This is a genomic window from Vibrio sp. 9-16B-A1 (assembly GCF_056726165.1).
Genome location: NZ_JBSDZD010000008.1, coordinates 176,837 through 196,581 on the forward strand (window position 1 = coordinate 176,837; position 19,745 = coordinate 196,581).

The window sequence follows — 19,745 nt, forward strand, 5'->3', positions numbered from 1 at the left end:
GTGCTCAATGTATAAGGATTTTTTCGGCCTCAGCGAGGCGCCGTTTTCCATCGTTCCAAAGCGGCGTTTTCTGTTTGAGAGCGCCCGTCATCAGGAAGCGCTGCGTCACCTGCAGGCCGGGCTTTCCACCGGTGGCGGACTGGCAATGCTGACCGGTGAAGTGGGCACGGGCAAAACCCTTGTGGCGAAGTCTCTGCTGGCCGGGCTGGGGGAGGACGTATGCTCCGGCCTGTTGCTTAACCCGACCTACTCAGAAACTGACCTGCTCGAAGCCATCTGTGATGAGTTCTCTGTGAATTATAAGCAGGGGGCTTCACTGAAGGCGCTTTCTCAGGCGATCACCGCTTTTCTGACCCGGATGCAGCACCAGCAGCGCCAGGTACTGCTGGTGATCGATGAAGCCCAGCACCTCTCCCCGCTGGTGCTGGAACAGCTCAGACTGCTGACCAACCTGGAAAGCGAGCATGAGAAACTGCTTAAAGTACTGCTGGTGGGTCAGCCCGAACTGCAGCATAAGCTTCAGACACCGCAATTGCGTCAGCTGGCACAGCGCATTACCGGCCGTTATCATCTGTTGCCGCTGACCCGCGAAGAGGTCAGTGACTATATCGCGTTCAGGACCCGAACCGCCGGAGCGTTGCAGCCGCTGTTCAGCGCTCCTGCCTGCCAGGTAGCAGCCAAAGCCAGTCAGGGTGTACCGCGGCTGATCAATCTTATTTGTGATCGTGCACTGCACTTGGCGTTTCATTCCTCTGCCAGCCTGGTTGATAAGGGCCTGATGAGCCGTGCAGCAGATGAAGTGATGGAATTCCAGTATCGTCCGGAAGCTCCGCAGAAAGCGGGGATTTCCCCGGTCTGGCCGGGCGCAGCAGCGGGCCTGACGCTCAGTCTGCTGAGCTGGTTCATGCTGCCTCAGGCGCTTGAGAAGTGGTGGCCGGCTGAAGCTCAGCAGGTCTCGGTGGTTCAGGAAATCACGCCGGAGCAGGTGCTGCAGCCCCTGCTGGCACACTCTCAGGACGAACTGAAAAGCATGCAGCAACTCTATGCCCTGTGGGGGCTTAAAGCTTCTGCATGGCAGGCTGCCTGTCAGCCAGGCACCGAAAGCACTTACCGGTGCGACAGAGCCTCCGGCAGCCTGGATGATGTGCAGCGTTTTGACCGTCCGGTACAGTTTCAGCTTTCTTTCGGTGGAGAGACTGTTAACGCGGTGCTTTATCGCCTGACGGCCAGTCATGCTGAGCTGCTGCTGGGAGACAAAAGCGCCGAAGTCGAACGCGGCTGGCTGGAAGCTCACTGGCCGGGAGAGTATCGCTACCTCTGGCACAGCCCGGTGATCTCTGTACTCAAACCTGGTACCCGGGGAGAAGAAGTGCAGCTGCTGGGCCAGGCACTGGCCAAAGCCTTTGGTGAGCCGGTCAGCGACAGTGACCGCTTTGATTCAGCGCTGGAGCAAAAAGTCCGCGCCTTTCAGGGCTGGCAGGGGCTGAGTGTGGACGGAGTGGCCGGGCGGAAAACCCTGATGGCACTTGACCGGCTGACTAACGGTCAGGCACCGGTACTGAATCCGTCATCGTTACAGGCTGTGGAGGCCGAACTATGAAGCACAAATCAATCGCCACCGCGCTCTCGCTGGCGTTAGTTCCGCCACTGCTGGTCAGCGGCGTGCTGGTTGTTCAGCATCTTCAGGCCACATCTCCTGTGACTGAAACTGTGACGGAAGTGGTCGTCAGGGCCAGACTGGGCGAACTGCCTGATGCTGGCCCGCTGAAGCCGGTTCCTGTCGCGCAGCGCAGTGCAGTGACAGTGATTGCTTCTGCGGAGAAAAGTTCGACAGGAAAAACCAAAGTAAAACCGGCAGAAAAGCCTGCGCCATCAGAGCCGGAGTTTGACCTTGATGACCTGGACCTGTCCGGCCTGTCACCAGAGCTGGCGTCCCGCGTTGAGGAGCTGATGGCCCAGCCACAGAGCGCTTCACCCGCGCCGGAGAGTGCCGCAGATGTCGTCAGGCTGGTGGGCAACGAAGCGGAGTTTAAAGGCCGCCTTCCGGCAATGAATCTGCAGACGCACATGTATGTTTCTGAGCCGTCGAACCGCTGGATCAAGGTTAACGGCAAAGAGGTCCGTCAGGGCGAGATGATCGCGCCACAGGTGCGCCTGAAAGAGATCACCCCCCGCACAGTGGTGGTGGAGTTTGACGGTCAGCAGCTGGAGATCCCGGCGCTGTATGAGTGGGGCTGAGTCAGACTCAGAATGTAAAAAGGCCACCCGAAGGTGGCCTTAGTTTTATCTGTGCTCAGGACAATTATGCCCAGCCCGCCGGAGATTTCTTTCTGCGCGGAATAATGTGAGGCAGGAGCAGGCCAAACAGCAGACCGATACCGGCAACACCACCGCCGTACATGAAGTACTTCAGCAGCAGGTCTTCTTTCTGGGTGTCCAGCTTGGCACGCAGCTCGCGCACTTCTTCCTGAGACGCCAGCAGTTGCTTGTTCATGTCGGTCTGACGCAGTTCCAGCTCTTTGATCTGGTCGTTACGCGCGGTCAGTGACTCTTCCAGGCCCGCTTTCTCACGGTTGGCGTTATCTGAAGCGTTGGCCAGTTTCTCTTTTACTTCAGCCAGCTCTTTTTCAAGTGCAGGCAGGCGAACCGCGATGCTTGGCGTGCGGGAGATGAACTTGGTCTGCACCCAGCCTTTGCGGCCTTTCTCATCCACGACCTGGCTGTAGCCGCTTTCACGGTTAACGCTCACCAGGTTAATTTTGTCGCCGGCATTCACGCTGCCGATGATGCGGAACTGGTTGCTTGGACCAGCATGCATGTAAGTGAACAGGTTGTCTGAAATATAGCGCTCTTGAGCGTAGCTGAGTGGGGCGAACAGAAGCGCAGCCATCACCAGGCCAATCAGTTTTTTCACGATAGATCCCTTAAATTCTTTTTTGGCTGTGAGAATACGGAGGTGAATTACCAAAGATAGGTGGAATAGTAAGGAGTTTCAGGGCGTGGTGCAACAAAAGAGGGAGGCAATGCCTCCCTTTCTGTGCTTTTGAGTCAATAATGACACCAGGCTGACAGAGCTTTAACCGAACATGCCAACCAAGCCGTAGAAGAACACAACGGCAAGCAGGGCACCTGCTGGCAGGGTTACAACCCATGATGCCACGATGTTACGTACCACACCCATGTTCAGGGCTGCGATACCACGGGCAAAGCCCACACCCAGTACCGCACCAACCAGAGTCTGAGTGGTTGAGATTGGCAGGCCGGTGCCTGATGCCAGTACTACGGTACACGCTGTTGCCAGCTGAGCGGCGAAGCCACGGCTTGGGGTCAGTTCGGTGATACCGGTACCCACGGTTGCCATTACTTTATGGCCCAGGGTCGCCAGACCTACCACGATACCGAAACCACCCAGTGGCAGGATCCACCAGGCAATCTGGCTCTTGGCGGTGATTTCACCCATGTGCTCAACGGTAGATACTACCGCCGAAAGAGGACCGATCGCGTTCGCTACGTCGTTAGAACCGTGCGCAAATGCCATCGCACACGCGGTAATTACCATCAGTACGCTGAAGATGCTTTCAACGCCGGCAAAGCTGTGGTCGTTGTTATCGCTGTCAGCAAAACGGCGCTGGATGTACAGGTAGCCACCGACCATGATAATGGCAGAGAAACCAGCAGCGGCCATCCACGCTTCACCGTTGCTCAGGTGAAGACCTACGTGCTTAAGACCTTTCTTGATGGTTACCAGCGCGATCACCATAGTGGTGATGAACATGTACACAGGTACGAAGCGCTTGGCGTTGAACAGCGGGTTTTCCGTGTCGAAGATCAGGCGCTGGGCGCTGACAAAGATGGCATAGGCAAAGAAGCCCGAAATCACCGGAGTGATGATCCAGCTGCCCACGATGCCCTGTACTGAACTCCAGTCTACTGCTTCGGTACCCACAGAAATACAGGCAAAACCGATGATGGCACCAATGATAGAGTGAGTGGTCGATACCGGCCAGCCCATGTATGACGCCAGCAGAAGCCAGGTACCGGCCGCCAGAAGAGAAGACATCATGCCGAACACCAGAATGTCTGGCTGATCAGCAAACAGGGAAGTTTCGATAACCCCTTTACGGATAGTATCGGTTACTTCACCACCGGCCAGGTATGCACCGGCAAATTCGAAGATCATCGCGATGATGATCGCTTGTTTAACGGTCAGCGCTTTAGAGCCAACCGAGGTTCCCATAGCATTTGCAACGTCATTGGCACCAATACCAATCGCCATCAAAAAACCAAACAGCGCGGCCACCAGGACCAGAGTTGTGCCGTAGTTAGCTAGGATATCCATCGTAACACCTGAGTTTATTCGGATAACAGTCGGGTAATTTATGGCGCGACAAAGCCGCAGCCAGGTTTGGTCAGCCCCTGAAGGCTCTCCATTACCCGGGTTAACAATTAAGAGTTAATTTATGAGCGGGACAACATCAGTTCCAGACGAGCGCCAACGCGCTGTGCCTGGTCTGCGATACCGCCTACCCATTCCAGAATCTTGTATAGGAACATGATATCGATCGGATTGTATTTTGATTCGATCGCCATCAGTTGCTGGCGCAGTTCGATCTGCAGTGCATCCGTATCGTCTTCAATCACGTCCAGTTGATGGATCATTTCTGCTACCAGGGTCACTTCGCGCCCTTTAAAACCGGTTTCCAGCAGTTCATCCAGTTCGTTGATTACGAGCTGGGCCTGATCGGCAGCATCCAGACAACGCTTAACGTAAGCGATGAAGTTGTCATTCAGCGGTTCAGGGATTTGCAGCTGACGGCCAACAACTCGACCGGCGATGTCTTTCGCCAGGTTTGCCAGCTTGTCCTGCTGGGTCAGCAGGTCCAGCATGTCGCTGCGGTCTACAGGCATGAACAGGCCGCGAGGCAGTTTCAGGCGGATTTCACGTTTCAGTACGTCCGCTTCCTTTTCAAGGTGCGAAATCTGACCGCGAATTTCATTCGCCTTGTCCCAGTCTCCCTGAGCACAAACCTCAAAGAAAGGAACCAGGTGCGAGCAACATTCCGTTACGCATACCACGTGGCGCTGCAAAGGTTTAATTGGGGACTTTGCAAATAACCCCATGATTGTATTTACTGGCATGGTCATTCAACCTAATAAACAGAAACTATAACCTTAAAATGGACACTCACCATGCAGGCGAATTGTTGAACGATGGCTATAAAGTCGCGCATGTTAACCCAATCATCCCTGCAATTAAACTGTTTTAGATCATCAATTGGAGCAGAAATCTTTCTTGCCCGCTGATTGAATAGGCAATATGCTGTCTTGGTTATCCTTTAAAGGTAGAGTTATGGAAACCGAGATAGAACTGAAGTTTTTTGTTTCACCTGATTTTTCAAAGACTTTAATTGAAAAAATAGCTGATGAAAAAGTACTTCAGCACAGCTGCCGTGATCTGGGAAATACCTATTTTGATACTCCCGATAATTGGTTGCGCCAGCATGACATCGGACTGCGTATTCGCCGGTTTGATGATGTCTATATCCAGACCGTAAAGACTTCCGGCCGGGTGGTTGCAGGCCTGCACCAACGTCCTGAGTATAATGCAGAACATAACTGCAATACACCGGATCTGACCCTTCATCCTCATGACATCTGGCCACCAGGGCGTGACAATGACACCCTGAACCAGCAGCTTAAGCCGATTTTCTCTACCAACTTTACCCGTGAGCAGTGGCTGTTAAGCATGCCGGACGGCAGTCAGGTCGAAGTGGCTTTCGATCAGGGGGAAGTCAGTGCCGCAGATAAGACTGACCCGATTTGTGAAGTCGAACTTGAGCTGAAGTCCGGTCAGACTGACGCCCTGTTTAACCTCGCGCGGGTACTGTGCGAAGACGGTGGCGTACGCCTGGGTAACCTGAGCAAAGCCGCCCGCGGATATCGTCTGGCGCAGGGCTACGAAGGAGACAAGGTGCGCCCGCTTGAGCTGGTGGCAACCCTTCCTACCGATAATGTGGAGTACTGCCTGATCCAGTCGCTTGAACACGCGCTGGAGCACTGGCACTACCACGAACAGATCTATTTTGAGCGGGATTCGTTTGAAGCCCTTCACGAAGTGGCGCACGCGATCCGCTTTATCCGTCAGATCCTGGCTGTATTTGGCGGTATTGTGCCGCGCCGCGCCAGCGCGATTCTGCGTCAGGAGCTGAAATGGCTGGAGCAGGAACTGGACTGGATTAAACAGGCCGACTACCTCGATGAGCTGATGGATGACAAAGGGCACGTGCTGCGTAAGCTTGATGCCCGCAAGTGGCTGGTAGAGCAGCTGGACCAGCTTCGTCAGGAGTTGCCGGAGCGCGGACAGATGCTGAAACTGTTTCAGTCAGCCCGCTATACAGGTTTGCTGCTCGATCTTAGCCGCTGGATCCTGACCCGTGGCTGGCAGCCATTTCTGGACGATAAAGCGCGTGAAAAAATGGCGCAGAGCATTGTAGGTTTTTCTGCCAAACAACTGGACAAGACCTGGGCTGAGCTGCAGGAGGCATTTCCGCCTGAGCGCTCGCTTAACCGTCAGGAGTACATCGACCAGCAGTATCGCCTGAGCCGCAGTCTCTACACCGGGTTGTGCTTTGCTTCGCTGTATGACCGCAGTGACCGGGACAGCTTCCGCCTGCCATGGGCAGACCTTGAGCATGGTATCGACGACCTGTTGCGTCTGGCGCCGCTGGCAGCATTGCTTGACCAGTTGGAAGACGAAGAGCAGAGCCAGCTCGAACGCTGGCTGGTAAGGCAGGAAAACTCCATTCTCCATGCGATGGAGCAGAGCCGGGTGATGGGGGTCGAAGCCGACCCGTACTGGCAGTAATCACTTGCTTTTAAAGCCGCCCTGTATGGGCGGCTTTTCTTTATTGTACAGCTCAGAGTCTGACGTCCATCTCAACACTCCAAAACGTGGTTAAAGAAATCTGCGCGTACGCCGCTAATCTTATATGCAACTCATAACAACCTTCTGGCAGCAATTCGAATGGGATCACAAATCCCCAAATCTGTTGATGAATTTTGACCAATAGCTCATAGCTCGTCCGTACGGTTTGTTATCATGCGGTATTCATACGAGGCGTGAAATAATTCAGCCGCCCGATAGAACAAGGATTGCCAGCCCCCCGCTGGCACGTTTTTAGTACAACCTGGAGTAGCGTATATGGCGAACCTGACGTTTAAGCCATGGGAGCGGGTGATCACCGATATCCGCCTGGTTCCGAAACTGGTCATACTGATGGTGTTCAGCACCCTGTTGATCGTGACGAAACAGTTGTGGGATGCGAGTACCTTTTACCAGTCACTTATTGAAGTCCAGAAGGCTCAGGCGATGGATACTGCCAGGGCGCAGGCCGGACTGATTGACCAGCTGCTTGCAGAAGATGCAGATAAAGGTAAAGCCTCAGCGGTGCGTAACCTTTCTGCCCAGGGCTCTGACAGCGGTCACTACCTTTACCTGGTGATGAACGACAGCAGACAGGTAGTTGGTCATCCGGGTGCACGTTCGCTGAGTGACCTGACTCAGGCTGATCAGGAGGGTGTATCCGTACAGTCCCTGCTGAGCAGTGGTGCAGCTTCAGTTGGTTATCAGCTTGAATCCGGTCAGGTTGAATACGCGGTAAAACTCTCAAACGCCAACTGGTATCTGGTGGCTTCACAGGGCTCCGAAGTTGCCCAGCAGGCTTACGATAACTATCTGATGCAGATGGTGTGGCAGACCCTGGTGATGGTCGCCGCCTTTGTTGCGATTTTGCTGGGTGCGGCCAAAGTCATGCTGCGCCAGACCCGTTTTCTTACCCAGGCCATTCAGTCAATGGCCAGCAAAGACCTCAGCACCTCCTTTAATATGGAGTGTAAGGATGAGTACGGCGACCTGACCCGCGAGCTGGAGAAAGCCCGTGTCCAGCTGCAGGACGTGATCAAAACTCAGATCGACTCTTCGCAGGAACTGTCGACCCTGACCGAAGTGATGACCCTGAGCATGTCAGAAACCAAAGAGTCTTCTCAGGAAGAGTTCAATGAGATTGACCAGCTGGCAACGGCGATGAGCGAAATGACCACCACGGTACAAACGGTGGCAGAGCACGCTCAGAGCGCATCCGGCGTGACGGAAAATGCTTCCCAGCAGGCGCAGGAAGGCCAGCGTTTTGTAATGGATTCAGTCAGCAAGATGAATGAGCTGTCTCAGGATATCGCCAAGTCTGCGCAGGCGATAAACGAGGTGGAAGAGCGCGTTGATGCCATCGGCAGCGTAGTAGGTACCATCCAGGGGATCTCAGAGCAGACCAACCTGCTGGCACTGAACGCGGCAATCGAAGCCGCACGTGCCGGTGAAGCAGGCCGGGGCTTTGCGGTAGTTGCAGACGAAGTGCGTAACCTGGCTCAGCGTACCCAGCAGGCCACGGTGGAAATCCAGGAGATGATCACCCATCTGCAGAGCAGTGCCAGCAGCGCAGTAGACCTGATGGAGAAGAGTGTGGTCGAAGCGGCTGACGGGGTTGAGATGGTCACCAACGCCGGTGGCGAGCTGGATGGGATTGTAGAGCAGGTACGTCATATCAACGAAATGAACTTCCAGATTGCGACTGCAGCAGGCCAGCAGAGCACGGTGGCTGAAGAGATGAATCAGAATCTCACCAATGTACGTGAGCTGGTGGAAGCGTCTGTGGTGGTGGTGACCGAGCTGCTGGAAACCTCAGAAATGATGCAGAGCAACGCGGAAGAGCTCGACGGTAAGATCCAATCGTTTAAAGTGTGATAAGTACGCCTCTCCTTACACCAGCGCCCACCTTACCAGGTGGGCGCTTTTTTTGTAAAGTAGTACTCATGCTAACGGCCCGAATGACAAGGAAAAATCATGCAGCAGCCGCAACTGATACAACAACAGGCACAAAAGGTGACCGCCCAGCTGGATGAGCAATATCCGGATCTGTTTTCCGGTTGGCCAAAGACGCTCAGGCAGGAGCTGGAAACGGTCAGTGGACTGAGTGACTTTATCGCTGATGCGCTCAAACAGGACGAGAAACTGTGCCAGCGCCTGCCGGAAATGCTGGCGGTGCAAAACCGCGCTTCTGATTACCGGGAAAAGCTGGCCAGACAGCTGGCCAAATGTGTCGATGAGGCCAGTGTGTTGCGCCGTCTGCGTCAGTTTCGCCGCCGGGAAATGGTCTGTATCGCCTGGCGGGATTTTACCCACGCATGGAAACTGCAGGACAGCCTGCGTCACCTGTCTGAGCTGGCTGAAGCCATGATCGTAGAGACCTACCGTCACCTGTATAAAGTGTGCTGCCAGGAGTGGGGCACACCATGCAATGAGCAGGGTGAGGCTCAGCCAATGCTGGTGATCGGCATGGGCAAGCTGGGTGGAGGTGAGCTGAACTTCTCATCTGATATCGATCTGATATTTACCTACCCTGAAAATGGTGAAACTCAGGGCGTACGACGTCCGATAGCCAACGCCCAGTTTTTCACCCGCCTTGGCCAGCGTCTGATCAAGGCTCTCGATCAGCAGACCTTTGATGGCTTCTGTTACCGGGTCGATATGCGCCTGCGTCCGTTTGGTGACAGCGGCCCGCTGGTGATGAGCTTTGCGGCGCTGGAAGACTATTACCAGGAGCAGGGCCGGGACTGGGAGCGCTATGCGATGGTCAAAGCGCGGGTGATGGGTAAAGAGACCTATCCCCAGTATATGGAGCTGCGCCAGATGCTGCGCCCGTTTGTGTTCCGCCGTTATATGGATTTCAGCGCCCTGCAGTCGCTGCGCCGTATGAAGTCGATGATCACCAGTGAAGTGCGTCGCCGCGGCCTGACCAATAACATCAAGCTGGGCGCGGGCGGGATCCGTGAAGTGGAATTTATCGCCCAGGTTTTCCAGCTGATCCGTGGCGGTCGTGAGCCTTCGCTGCGCGGCCGCGGTCTGCTGGAAACCCTGGAAGCCATTGGCCAGCTCGGCCTGCTTGAGCGAAGTGAAGTCATCGCACTGACCGACGGCTACTGTTTCCTGCGTCAGCTGGAAAATCTGCTCCAGGCGCTTGGTGATAAGCAGACCCAGACCCTGCCGGACGGGGAGCTGGATCAACAGCGGCTGGCGTTTGCCATGAAGTGTGAGGATTACTCCGCTCTGCTGGAAAAAGTCCGCTCACACATGCAGGCTATTCATCAGATTTTTGAGCTGTTGATTGGAGATGAGGAAGAAGAGGAGTGCGAAATCGCTGCTCACTATTGTGAGCTGTGGAACATGGCCCACAAGCCCGAGGTGCTTGAGCATATCCTGAGCCACGACCTGGCGCTGGAAAACGTTCAGGAGATACTCGATACGCTGGTGCAGTTTAAGCAGGAGCTGGCGAAAAAGACCCTGGGCCCGCGTGGCCGTGAGGTACTTAACCGCCTGATGCCCAAAATTTATCAGGCCGTCTTTGAACATAAAGACAGCCAGTTTGGCCTGCCACGGGTCTGTTATCTGCTGGGTAAAATCGCGACCCGGACCACTTACCTGGAGCTGCTCGATGAGCATCCGGCAGCGCTGACCCAGCTGGTTCACCTGTGTACCGCCAGCCCGATGATTTCTGAGCAGCTGGCGCGTTACCCTATACTGCTCGACGAGCTGATTGACCCACAGCAGCTGTATAACCCGATCCCGCTGAGCGAATACCGCCGCGAGCTGCGCGATTATCTGGCCCGGATCCCGGGTGATGATATGGAGCAGCAGATGGAGGCACTGCGGCAGTTCAAGCAGATCTGTATTCTGCGTATCGCCGCTGCGGATATCGCCGGGGTGCTGCCGGTCATGAAAGTGAGTGATCACCTGACCTATCTGGCCGAAGCCATTGTGGAAGCCGTGGTCAATCAGGCCTGGCAGCAGATGAGTGAGAAATACGGCGAGCCTTCTCACCTTAAAGACCGGGAAGGCAAAGGTTTTGCGGTGATCGGTTACGGCAAGGCCGGAGGCTGGGAGCTGGGTTATAACTCAGACCTGGACATGGTGTTTATTCATGACTGCCCGGTTACCAGTTATACCGATGGTAAGAAAGAGATTGATGGCCGTCAGTTCTATCTGCGCTTTGCCCAGCGGATCATTCATATTTTCTCGACCCGCACTGCCTCAGGAACATTGTATGAAGTCGATACCAGGCTGCGTCCGTCCGGCGCGTCCGGCCTGCTGGTGATCCCGGCGGAGGCGTTTGCTGAGTATCAGCATCAGGAAGCCTGGACCTGGGAGCATCAGGCATTGGTCCGCGCCCGGGCTATCTATGGTGAACCGTCGCTGGTGGAGCAGTTTAACCACACCCGGGCAGAGGTGATCCAGATTGAGCGTGATGAGCAGACCCTGCGCGAAGAAGTGGTTCAGATGCGTGAGAAGATGCGCGACCACCTCGGGGGTAAAAAAGCCGGACGCTTTATGCTCAAGCAGGATCCGGGGGGGATTACCGACGTGGAGTTTCTGGTTCAGTACCTGGTGCTTCGCTATGGGCGTGAGCATCCGGACCTGTACTATTATTCGGATAATGTCCGGATCCTCGAAGCTGCTGCGAAGCTGGGGCTGTTACCACAAAATCAGGCAGAGCAGCTGACAGATGCCTATACCAGCGTCCGCGATGAGATCCACCACCGTAATCTGCTCAACCTGGAAGCGGACGTGGATGAGAGCCGGTTTAAAGCTGAGCGCGAAGTGGTCATACAGGCATGGCAGGCCTGGCTTGCGCCATAAAGCCACGGAATGTGAAGCTTAGCCAGCCCGGGCGGTAAGCAGCCCGGGCAAAGTTTATCGCCGGATTGGGCTGTGCTACCATGCCCGGCAGCAGAATCATTGGAGAATAATATGAAACCCATTTTGCCAGATTACGCTGATGCCGGCGTACTGATCATCGGAGACGTGATGCTGGACCGTTACTGGTACGGTCCGACCGGACGTATTTCCCCGGAAGCACCGGTTCCAGTGGTAAAAGTGGAAGAAAATGAAGAACGTCCGGGCGGCGCGGCCAACGTGGCGATGAACATCGCGGCGCTGGGTGGCCATGCTCACCTGGTGGGCCTGACCGGTGAAGATGAGCCGGCACAGACCCTGGAAGCCAAGCTGTCGTCGCTGAACGTGAACTGTGACTTTGTGCGCCTGGCGGATTACCCGACCATCACCAAACTGCGCGTGATGAGCCGTGGCCAGCAGCTGATCCGTCTGGACTTTGAAGACAGCTTTAAGGATACCGACCCACAGGAAGTGCTGAGCCGTATGGAGCAGGCACTGCCAAGCGTACGTTCGGTGATCCTTTCAGATTATGCCAAAGGCGCGCTGGAGCACGTACAGTCTTTCATTCAGAAAGCACGCGCGGCCAACGTACCGGTATTTATCGACCCGAAAGGCGCAGACTTTGAGCGCTACCGCGGCGCAACCCTGCTGACACCGAACATGGCCGAGTTTGAACTGGTGGTGGGCAAGGTTCACAGCGAAGAAGAGCTGGTAGAAAAAGGTCTGGGACTTATCGAAGAGTTTGATTTTGAGGCTCTGCTGGTGACCCGAAGCGAACACGGCATGACCCTGCTTCGCCGTGGTGAAAAACCATTCCACCTGCCGACTCAGGCAAAAGAAGTGTACGACGTGACCGGTGCCGGTGATACCGTAATTTCGGTACTGGCAGCTTCGGTTGCCGCAGGCAAACCGCTGGATCAGGCGTGTGCGCTGGCAAACGCAGCGGCGGGCGTGGTCGTTGGCAAGCTGGGTACTTCAACCCTGTCGACCATCGAACTGGCGACCGCGGTTCACGGAAGCAAGGACACTGATTACGGCGTAATTCACGAAGCGGATCTGATTGAAGCGGTGAAACAGGCGCGCGCCAAAGGCGAGAAAGTGGTGATGACCAATGGTTGTTTCGACATTCTGCACGCCGGACACGTCTCTTACCTGAACCACGCGGCGGAGCTGGGCGATCGCCTGATCGTTGCAGTGAATACCGATGAATCAGTACGCATGCTGAAAGGCCCGGGCCGTCCGGTTAACCCGACCGATCGCCGTATGGCAGTACTGGCCGGCCTTGGCGCGGTAGACTGGGTGGTGCCGTTCAGCGAGGAAACGCCTCAGCGTCTGATCTCGGAAGTGCTGCCAAGCCTGCTGGTGAAAGGCGGTGACTACAAACCGGAAGAGATCGCCGGTGGTGCCGAAGTGATTGCCGCGGGCGGCGAAGTCAAAGTGCTCAACTTTGAAGACGGCTGCTCGACCACAGAAATCATCGAAGCGATTAAAGGGGGCAGGGGTTAACGACCTCTCACTCTGACAGATAAAAGCCAGTGCAGGAATGTGCTGGTTTTTTTGTTTAAGGCTCTGGGCACTAGGCGCTGGGCCCTGGGGGAGTTCGCGATAGCTGAAGTGGGAAAGTGAAGTTATTGTATTGACGGCAGAACCTGAGTAATGAACTCTGTTTGCAGAACCCAGAACCCAGAACCCAGAACCCAGAACCCAGAACCCAGAACCCAGAACCCAGAACCCAGAACCCAGAACCCAGAACCCAGAACCCAGAACCCAGAACCGGGAATCCGGGTTCAAAAAAAAGCGACGCAGTCTCCCGCATCGCTTTTCATCATTTCATCCGCTTAAAATCAGCTCGCTGGCTTCAGGCCGGCGTTGATGTCCAGGATGTCCTGCTCGTTCAGGGTACCGACAGCCTGACGCAGTTGCAGTACGCTGATGATGTAGTCGTAACGGGCGTTAGACAGGTTACGGTTGGCATCGTACAGACGGCGGGTTGAGTCCAGTACGTCAACGATAGTACGGGTACCTACTTCAAAGCCGGCTTCGGTTGCTTCCAGCGCAGATTCTGCAGAAATTACTGACTGGTTGTACGCCTTAATCGCGCCAATCGTTGCGCCGATGTTGTTGTTCGAAGCGCGAACTTCTTTCACCACACCGCGGTAAGTCTGCTCAAGTTGCTGGCTTGCTGCCACGTAGCTCGCTTCTGCGCGCTTGGTTTGCGCGGTGATGTTACCACCAGTGTACAGAGGCACAGACAGTTGAACGCCGATGTTGAAGTCGTTGTTGGTCTGATTGTAAATCTCATCACTGTGAGATTTATCTGAGTACTGGTAACCACCGTTCAGTTTCAGTGATGGCAGGTGACCGGAACTTGCCAGAGCGATAGAGTCCTTGGCGATGTCCTGGGCAATTTTCTGCGCCAGCAGGGTCAGGTTCTTCTGCTCGGCTTCTTCAATCAGCGCATCGCTTGAGGCGTCAGAGCGGGTTGCAGAGAAGCGCTTGGTATCCAGTACGTCCAGCGAGCTGTGCTCCTGGCCGGTGATCTCACGCAGGGATTCGTAGCTGTTGATCAGGGTGTTTTCAGCCAGTACTTCTGATGCCAGCACGCTGTCGTACTGCGCCTGCGCATCATGTACGTCGGTAATCGCAGACAGGCCTACTTCGAAGCGCTGCTTGGTCTGCTCCAGCTGACGGGCTACCGCTGCTTTTTCGGCACGAACAAATTCCAGGCTGTCCTGGGCACGCAGTACTTCAAAGTAAGCGCCTGCTACGCGCAGGATCAGGCCCTGTTGTGCTGCTGCATAAGCAGAATCCAGCTGACGGAAGCTCTTTTCCGCCTGGTCCAGTGCGACCCAGCTTGAGCGCTGGTACAGCTCCTGGGAGAAGCCCACACCTGCAGACAGGGTGTTGCCTTCACGGGCTGTGCGGTTTTCATTGTTACGCGCAATGTCGTAACCCGCGGTCAGGTTGATTTGAGGCAGGAGCGTGCTTCGTGAAATATCAATCGCCTCGTAAGCGGCGTTCTTGTTGGCTTCAGCAGCCAGTAACTGAGGGTCGTTCTGTTTAGCCAGATCGTAGATCTCGGTCAGGCTGTCTGCCCATACCGGAGTCGCTGCACTACCCAATGCAGCAGAGATAATTAGTGGAAGCAGCTTTTTCATTTTGCTTTTCCTTGCCCTTAGTAATTAGTGACATTAAACGAGTTTAACTGATCTCTATGTCGAACGTGCATAATAATTGCACGTCATCATTATTATTGTCCAGCTGTGCAGTAAATAATTTTCAGAACTGAAATTTTTTTGCAATCGTTATCAAAAAAGTTGAGCGTCATCATTGGTGATTTATAAGTCAGCGAGTAATATCAGCGCAGTACCAATGCAGGAGGACGTCAATGTCTGACAACAAACCACAGCAGTTTACTGCAAGCGATGTAAAAATAATCTCAAAGACACCACTTTTTGTCGGTTTTTTTAAGATGGTCAAATATTGCTTCCGTCATAAACTGTTTTCTGGTGGCTGGAGTGACGATATTGAACGTGAATTGTTTGTCCGCGGACACGCTGCGGCTATGCTGCCATACGATCCTGTTAGGGATGAAGTCGTACTAATCGAGCAGATCCGGGTCGGGACGCTGGAAAGCGATAATCCGTGGCAAATCGAAATTGTCGCCGGAATCATCGATGAGGGTGAAACCTCCGAACAGGTGGTTCGCCGCGAAGCGGTTGAAGAGGCAGGGATTGAAGTGGGCCTTATTGAGCCCATCACCAGCTATTATCCTTCTGCGGGTGGCTGCGATGAAAAACTGGATGTCTTTATCGGCCAGGTGGATGCAACAGGCGCACAGGGCATTCATGGCTTAGACTGTGAAGGAGAGGACATCCGGGTAAGCGTGGTGTCACGTCAGCAGGCTTACCAAATGTTAAAAGATGGCAAAATTGAGAATGGTGCCTCAATTATTGCACTGCAGTGGTTGGAGTTAAATTACCAGCAACTAAAATCCCGTTGGATGACAGATGAATAAGCGCAAGCCTTATGAGGTGGATCTCGCTGCATTAATGAGGGTGTACGAGACCAATTATGCCAAGCTGAATGCCCTGCTTCCGGTGCAGCCGGACGTAGGTGACGTGCGCTCTTATCAGGTGCAGGAGCTGGCTTATCAGCTGGAAGTCAACGAGATAACCAAATATACGACATTAGTCGATGTGTGCCAGTGTAACGAGCAGCCGGGATTTCCCCTGCCGAGGATGACGGTGCGTCTGTACCACGATGCCAGGGTGGCAGAAGTGTGTGCCTGCGAACAGATTTCCAGGGTCAAGGCTCGTTATGATTATCCCAATACTAAAATGGTACAAAAAGATGAAAAGTTTCAGCTCAACTGTTTTTTGGGTGAGTGGTTAACTTTCTGTTTGCGACACGGCATCAGCCGCGCGCCGGTTTTTTAGATTTAGCGAGATATAGAGAAGTCGGGTTTTTATTTTGAATTTGTCCACAGAGTCAGATCAGTGCATTAAGCTGTTACAAATCACTGATACTCACCTGTTTGAGCCGGAGGATGGCTCGCTGCTCGGGGTGACTACATCAGAGAGTTTTCAGGCAGTTGTTCATGAAATTGGACAACGCGGCCGGGCGTTTGACGCCATTATTGCCACCGGTGATATTTCCCAGGACCATTCTGACGCATCTTATAAGCGTTTTGCTGACGGGATTGCCCCGCTGGGCAAGCCCTGTTTCTGGTTGCCGGGAAATCACGATTACAAACCCGGGATGAGCAGTGTTTTGCCTTCATCTCAGGTACAGACCCAACAACACCTGCTGCTGGGTGAGCACTGGCAGATGATCCTGCTCGACAGTCAGGTGACTGGCGTGCCGCACGGCCGCCTCAGTGAGCAGCAGCTTGAGTTGCTGGACAGCAAACTGGCTGAGCATCCGCAGCGGCATACCCTGGTGTTGCTTCACCACCATCCGTTGCTGGTTGGCAGCAGCTGGCTGGATCAGCACACCCTGCGTGACGCCCATGAGTTCTGGGATGTACTGGCCAGACACCAAAACGTGCGTGCAGTCGTCTGCGGTCACGTTCACCAGGACTTTGACCAGGTGCATGAGAATGTACGGGTTATCGCTACGCCATCGACCTGTGTGCAGTTCAAGCCGGACTCACAGGACTTTGCGCTGGATAATCAGTCGCCGGGCTGGCGTATGCTGACTCTGCACAATGATGGCTCGCTGGACGCCATCGTTGAGCGTCTGGAATCGGACTGCTTTGTGCCGGACTTTGCTTCCGGGGGATACTGATGAAACCGTCACTGCTGCTCTATATTCACGGCTTTAACAGCTCACCCAAATCGGCGAAAGCCGCTGTGATGCAGGAATACTGTCAGTCGCAGCGTCCGGATATTAAAGTGGTGATCCCGCAGATGGCCTGTTACCCGGCCGATGCCAGGGCCCAGTTGCTGGCGCTTGTTGCGCAGTATAAAGACGAGTATCAGATAGGCCTGGTGGGCAGCTCGCTTGGTGGCTATCTTTCTACCTGGCTCAATCATGAGTATGGTTTTAAGGCCGTGCTGGTTAACCCGGCGGTGAAGCCTTATGAACTGCTGGTGGATTACCTTGGTGAGCAGGTTAACCCTTATACCAGCGAGCGTTACTTCCTGAAACCTGAGCACATGGCCCAGTTGCGGGAAATGGACGTGGAAACGCTGAGCTCGCCGGAAGACTTCTGGTTGCTTCAGCAGGAAGGCGATGAAGTACTCGATTATCGTCAGGCGGTCGCCAGATACCGCGACTCAAAGCAGACGGTAGAACCCAATGGCGATCACAGCTTTGTTGGCTTTGAACGTTACCCTGGTGCGATAATCGGCTTTCTCGGACTGTAAAATAACCACGAATGGGGAAGTGGTCATAAAAATCCCCTTATTCCGGCGCTCCCGCTTGACATCCCCTTGAGTGTTCCCGGAACATGTCACGTCTGTAGATTTGTGTAGCGGGTTCTCTTCTTTGGCCGGCTGCCGGCTGGCAGTGGTTTGCCCGCTAAAGCAATAAGCTGCGAAATCGCAGCCTTTTTTCATATTGAGTACTATTCCGTATTATGACTGAACAATACAATGCTGGTGCCATCGAAGTACTGAATGGCCTTGAACCGGTGCGTCGTCGCCCTGGAATGTATACGGATACCGCTCGTCCCAACCACCTGGGACAGGAAGTGATCGATAACAGTGTCGACGAAGCGCTCGCCGGACATGCCTCCAAAGTGCAGGTTATCCTTCATGCCGATCAATCACTTGAAGTCATTGATGACGGCCGCGGTATGCCGGTAGATATTCACCCGGAAGAGAAAGTCTCCGGTGTTGAGCTTATTCTGTGTAAGCTCCACGCAGGTGGTAAATTCTCCAACAAGAACTACCAGTTCTCTGGTGGTCTGCACGGGGTGGGGATATCAGTTGTAAACGCCCTGTCGAAGCGGGTGGAAGTGAAAGTCCGCCGGGACGGTCAGGTATACGAAATAGCATTTGAGCACGGTGACAAGGTTGAAGACCTGAATGTGACCGGTACCTGTGGCCGCCGCAATAGCGGTACCAGCGTACACTTCTGGCCGGATGCCAAATACTTTGACTCGTCCAACTTCTCGGTTACCCGCCTGGTGAACAACCTGCGTGCCAAAGCGGTGCTTTGCCCGGGGCTTGAGATCACCTTCAGTGACAAGGTCAACGACAAAGAGTACCAGTGGCGCTATGAAAGCGGCCTGAAAGACTACCTGGCCGAAGGCGTTAAAGGTTATACCGTTCTGCCGGAAGAGCCGTTTACCGGCGATTTTTCTGCAGAAACCGAAGCCGCGGACTGGGCGGTGATCTGGCAGCCGGAAGGCGGTGAGATGATCACCGAAAGCTACGTGAACCTGATCCCGACCGCGCTTGGTGGTACCCATGTGAATGGCCTGCGTCAGGGCCTGCTGGACGCGATGCGCGAGTTCTGTGAGTTCCGCAACCTGCTGCCACGTGGTGTGAAGCTGACCGGTGACGATGTGTTTGACCGCGCTTCCTATGTTCTGTCTGTGAAGATGCAGGATCCGCAGTTTGCCGGCCAGACCAAAGAGCGCCTGTCGTCACGCCAGTGCGCCGCGTTTGTTTCAGGCGTAGTGAAAGATTCTTTCAGTCTGTGGCTCAACGAGAAGCCCCAACTGGCTGAGCAGCTGGCCGAAGTCTGTATCGCCAACGCTCACCGGCGTATGCGCGCGGCCAAGAAAGTGGTGCGTAAAAAAGTGGCCTCTGGCCCGGCGCTTCCGGGCAAGCTGACCGATTGTGCGGTGCAGGATCTGGCCCGTACCGAACTCTTCTTGGTGGAGGGTGACTCAGCGGGTGGCTCGGCCAAACAGGCCCGTGACCGCGAGTTCCAGGCGGTGATGCCGCTGCGTGGTAAGATCCTCAATACCTGGGAAGTATCAGCCGATCAGGTGCTCGCTTCTCAGGAAGTCCACGATATTTCTGTCGCGCTGGGTATCGACCCGGACTGCGATAACCTTGACAGCCTGCGCTACGGTAAAGTCTGTATTCTTGCCGATGCGGACTCCGATGGTCTGCATATTGCCACCCTGCTGTGTGCGCTGTTTACCCGTCATTTCCGTGCGCTGACTGAAGCCGGGCACGTCTATGTGGCGATGCCGCCGCTCTATCGTATCGACTGCGGTAAAGAGGTGTTCTACGCGCTGGATGATGAAGAAAAAGACGGCATCATGGAGCGCCTGAGCAAGAAGAAAGCCAAAATCAACGTGCAGCGATTCAAAGGTCTGGGTGAGATGAACCCGCTGCAGTTGCGCGAAACCACCATGGATCCGAACACCCGCCGTCTGGTACAGCTGACTATCGATGACGATGAAGCGACCAATGAAATGATGGATATGCTGCTGGGCAAGAAACGTGCGGATGACCGCCGCACCTGGCTGCAGAGCAACGGCGACATGGCTGAGGTATAA

At 54.6% G+C, this 19,745-nt stretch carries 15 protein-coding genes; 11 read left to right on the forward strand and 4 right to left on the reverse strand.

The window, feature by feature from the left end; genetic code table 11:
* Positions 1 to 7: 7 nt before the first annotated feature.
* Together ACVB80_RS14545 and ACVB80_RS14550 are read left to right on the forward strand one after the other, a co-directional pair.
* Complete coding sequence (locus ACVB80_RS14545; protein ID WP_481082008.1) at positions 8 to 1,600, forward strand: ExeA family protein; 1,593 nt, start codon at positions 8 to 10, stop codon at positions 1,598 to 1,600.
* Positions 1,597 to 2,238, forward strand: coding sequence for a general secretion pathway protein GspB (locus tag ACVB80_RS14550; RefSeq protein ID WP_481082009.1), 642 nt, complete (start codon positions 1,597 to 1,599; stop codon positions 2,236 to 2,238). Before ACVB80_RS14545 ends, ACVB80_RS14550 begins: the two co-directional genes overlap by 4 nt.
* Before the next feature lie 64 nt (positions 2,239 to 2,302).
* Here ACVB80_RS14550 and ACVB80_RS14555 read toward each other — a convergent pair whose 3' ends face one another.
* From ACVB80_RS14555 to ACVB80_RS14565, 3 genes are all read right to left on the reverse strand, one after another.
* On the reverse strand, positions 2,303 to 2,914 hold the full coding sequence (locus ACVB80_RS14555) for a TIGR04211 family SH3 domain-containing protein (RefSeq protein WP_481082010.1): 612 nt from the start codon (positions 2,912 to 2,914) through the stop codon (positions 2,303 to 2,305).
* 162 nt (positions 2,915 to 3,076) lie between these two features.
* Positions 3,077 to 4,339 (reverse strand): inorganic phosphate transporter, encoded by a 1,263-nt coding sequence (locus ACVB80_RS14560; protein ID WP_481082011.1) that lies wholly within the window; start codon positions 4,337 to 4,339, stop codon positions 3,077 to 3,079.
* 119 nt (positions 4,340 to 4,458) lie between these two features.
* Positions 4,459 to 5,139, reverse strand: a complete 681-nt coding sequence (locus ACVB80_RS14565; RefSeq protein ID WP_481082012.1) for a TIGR00153 family protein — start codon at positions 5,137 to 5,139, stop codon at positions 4,459 to 4,461.
* A 211-nt stretch (positions 5,140 to 5,350) separates the two neighbouring features.
* Between ACVB80_RS14565 and ACVB80_RS14570 the strand changes: the two genes are divergently transcribed.
* From ACVB80_RS14570 to hldE, 4 genes are all read left to right on the forward strand, one after another.
* Complete coding sequence (locus ACVB80_RS14570) at positions 5,351 to 6,865, forward strand: CYTH and CHAD domain-containing protein (RefSeq protein WP_481082013.1); 1,515 nt, start codon at positions 5,351 to 5,353, stop codon at positions 6,863 to 6,865.
* 336 nt (positions 6,866 to 7,201) lie between these two features.
* Positions 7,202 to 8,797 carry a methyl-accepting chemotaxis protein gene (locus ACVB80_RS14575; RefSeq protein WP_481082014.1) on the forward strand — a complete coding sequence of 532 codons (1,596 nt, stop codon included), beginning with the start codon at positions 7,202 to 7,204 and terminating at the stop codon, positions 8,795 to 8,797.
* Between the two features lie 99 nt (positions 8,798 to 8,896).
* Entirely contained in the window at positions 8,897 to 11,746 is a 2,850-nt protein-coding gene (gene glnE / locus ACVB80_RS14580) for a bifunctional [glutamate--ammonia ligase]-adenylyl-L-tyrosine phosphorylase/[glutamate--ammonia-ligase] adenylyltransferase (RefSeq protein WP_481082015.1), read from the forward strand.
* 111 nt (positions 11,747 to 11,857) lie between these two features.
* The gene (gene hldE, locus ACVB80_RS14585; protein WP_481082016.1) at positions 11,858 to 13,288 is read left to right on the forward strand and encodes a bifunctional D-glycero-beta-D-manno-heptose-7-phosphate kinase/D-glycero-beta-D-manno-heptose 1-phosphate adenylyltransferase HldE; all 1,431 of its coding nucleotides are present in this window, start codon (positions 11,858 to 11,860) and stop codon (positions 13,286 to 13,288) included.
* Between the two features lie 338 nt (positions 13,289 to 13,626).
* Here the strand turns inward: hldE and tolC are convergent, their stop codons facing one another.
* Positions 13,627 to 14,940 (reverse strand): outer membrane channel protein TolC, encoded by a 1,314-nt coding sequence (gene tolC, locus ACVB80_RS14590; RefSeq protein WP_481082017.1) that lies wholly within the window; start codon positions 14,938 to 14,940, stop codon positions 13,627 to 13,629.
* A gap of 230 nt (positions 14,941 to 15,170) precedes the next feature.
* Here tolC and nudF point away from each other — a divergent pair, with 230 nt between their 5' ends.
* From nudF to parE, 5 genes are all read left to right on the forward strand, one after another.
* On the forward strand, positions 15,171 to 15,800 hold the full coding sequence (nudF, locus tag ACVB80_RS14595; RefSeq protein WP_481082018.1) for an ADP-ribose diphosphatase: 630 nt from the start codon (positions 15,171 to 15,173) through the stop codon (positions 15,798 to 15,800).
* Positions 15,793 to 16,221, forward strand: coding sequence for a DUF1249 family protein (locus ACVB80_RS14600; protein ID WP_481082019.1), 429 nt, complete (start codon positions 15,793 to 15,795; stop codon positions 16,219 to 16,221). Before nudF ends, ACVB80_RS14600 begins: the two co-directional genes overlap by 8 nt.
* A 34-nt stretch (positions 16,222 to 16,255) precedes the next feature.
* Positions 16,256 to 17,071 carry a 3',5'-cyclic-AMP phosphodiesterase gene (cpdA, locus tag ACVB80_RS14605; RefSeq protein ID WP_481082020.1) on the forward strand — a complete coding sequence of 272 codons (816 nt, stop codon included), beginning with the start codon at positions 16,256 to 16,258 and terminating at the stop codon, positions 17,069 to 17,071.
* A complete protein-coding gene (gene yqiA / locus ACVB80_RS14610; protein ID WP_481082072.1) occupies positions 17,068 to 17,652 on the forward strand; it encodes an esterase YqiA in 585 nt (194 codons plus the stop codon). The genes cpdA and yqiA overlap by 4 nt, the downstream gene beginning before the upstream one ends.
* Before the next feature lie 212 nt (positions 17,653 to 17,864).
* Positions 17,865 to 19,745 (forward strand): DNA topoisomerase IV subunit B, encoded by a 1,881-nt coding sequence (gene parE / locus ACVB80_RS14615; protein ID WP_481082021.1) that lies wholly within the window; start codon positions 17,865 to 17,867, stop codon positions 19,743 to 19,745.

Bases quoted from the DNA above. Each gene is read 5' to 3' on its own strand.
- ACVB80_RS14550 (WP_481082009.1), top strand. From the start codon at position 1,597: ATGAAGCACAAATCAATCGCCACCGCGCTCTCGCTGGCGTTAGTTCCG.
- ACVB80_RS14565 (WP_481082012.1), bottom strand. From the start codon at position 5,139: ATGCCAGTAAATACAATCATGGGGTTATTTGCAAAGTCCCCAATTAAA.
- tolC (WP_481082017.1), bottom strand. From the start codon at position 14,940: ATGAAAAAGCTGCTTCCACTAATTATCTCTGCTGCATTGGGTAGTGCA.
- ACVB80_RS14560 (WP_481082011.1), bottom strand. From the start codon at position 4,339: ATGGATATCCTAGCTAACTACGGCACAACTCTGGTCCTGGTGGCCGCG.
- glnE (WP_481082015.1), top strand. From the start codon at position 8,897: ATGCAGCAGCCGCAACTGATACAACAACAGGCACAAAAGGTGACCGCC.
- hldE (WP_481082016.1), top strand. From the start codon at position 11,858: ATGAAACCCATTTTGCCAGATTACGCTGATGCCGGCGTACTGATCATC.
- ACVB80_RS14575 (WP_481082014.1), top strand. From the start codon at position 7,202: ATGGCGAACCTGACGTTTAAGCCATGGGAGCGGGTGATCACCGATATC.
- ACVB80_RS14545 (WP_481082008.1), top strand. From the start codon at position 8: ATGTATAAGGATTTTTTCGGCCTCAGCGAGGCGCCGTTTTCCATCGTT.
- ACVB80_RS14570 (WP_481082013.1), top strand. From the start codon at position 5,351: ATGGAAACCGAGATAGAACTGAAGTTTTTTGTTTCACCTGATTTTTCA.
- parE (WP_481082021.1), top strand. From the start codon at position 17,865: ATGACTGAACAATACAATGCTGGTGCCATCGAAGTACTGAATGGCCTT.
- nudF (WP_481082018.1), top strand. From the start codon at position 15,171: ATGTCTGACAACAAACCACAGCAGTTTACTGCAAGCGATGTAAAAATA.
- ACVB80_RS14600 (WP_481082019.1), top strand. From the start codon at position 15,793: ATGAATAAGCGCAAGCCTTATGAGGTGGATCTCGCTGCATTAATGAGG.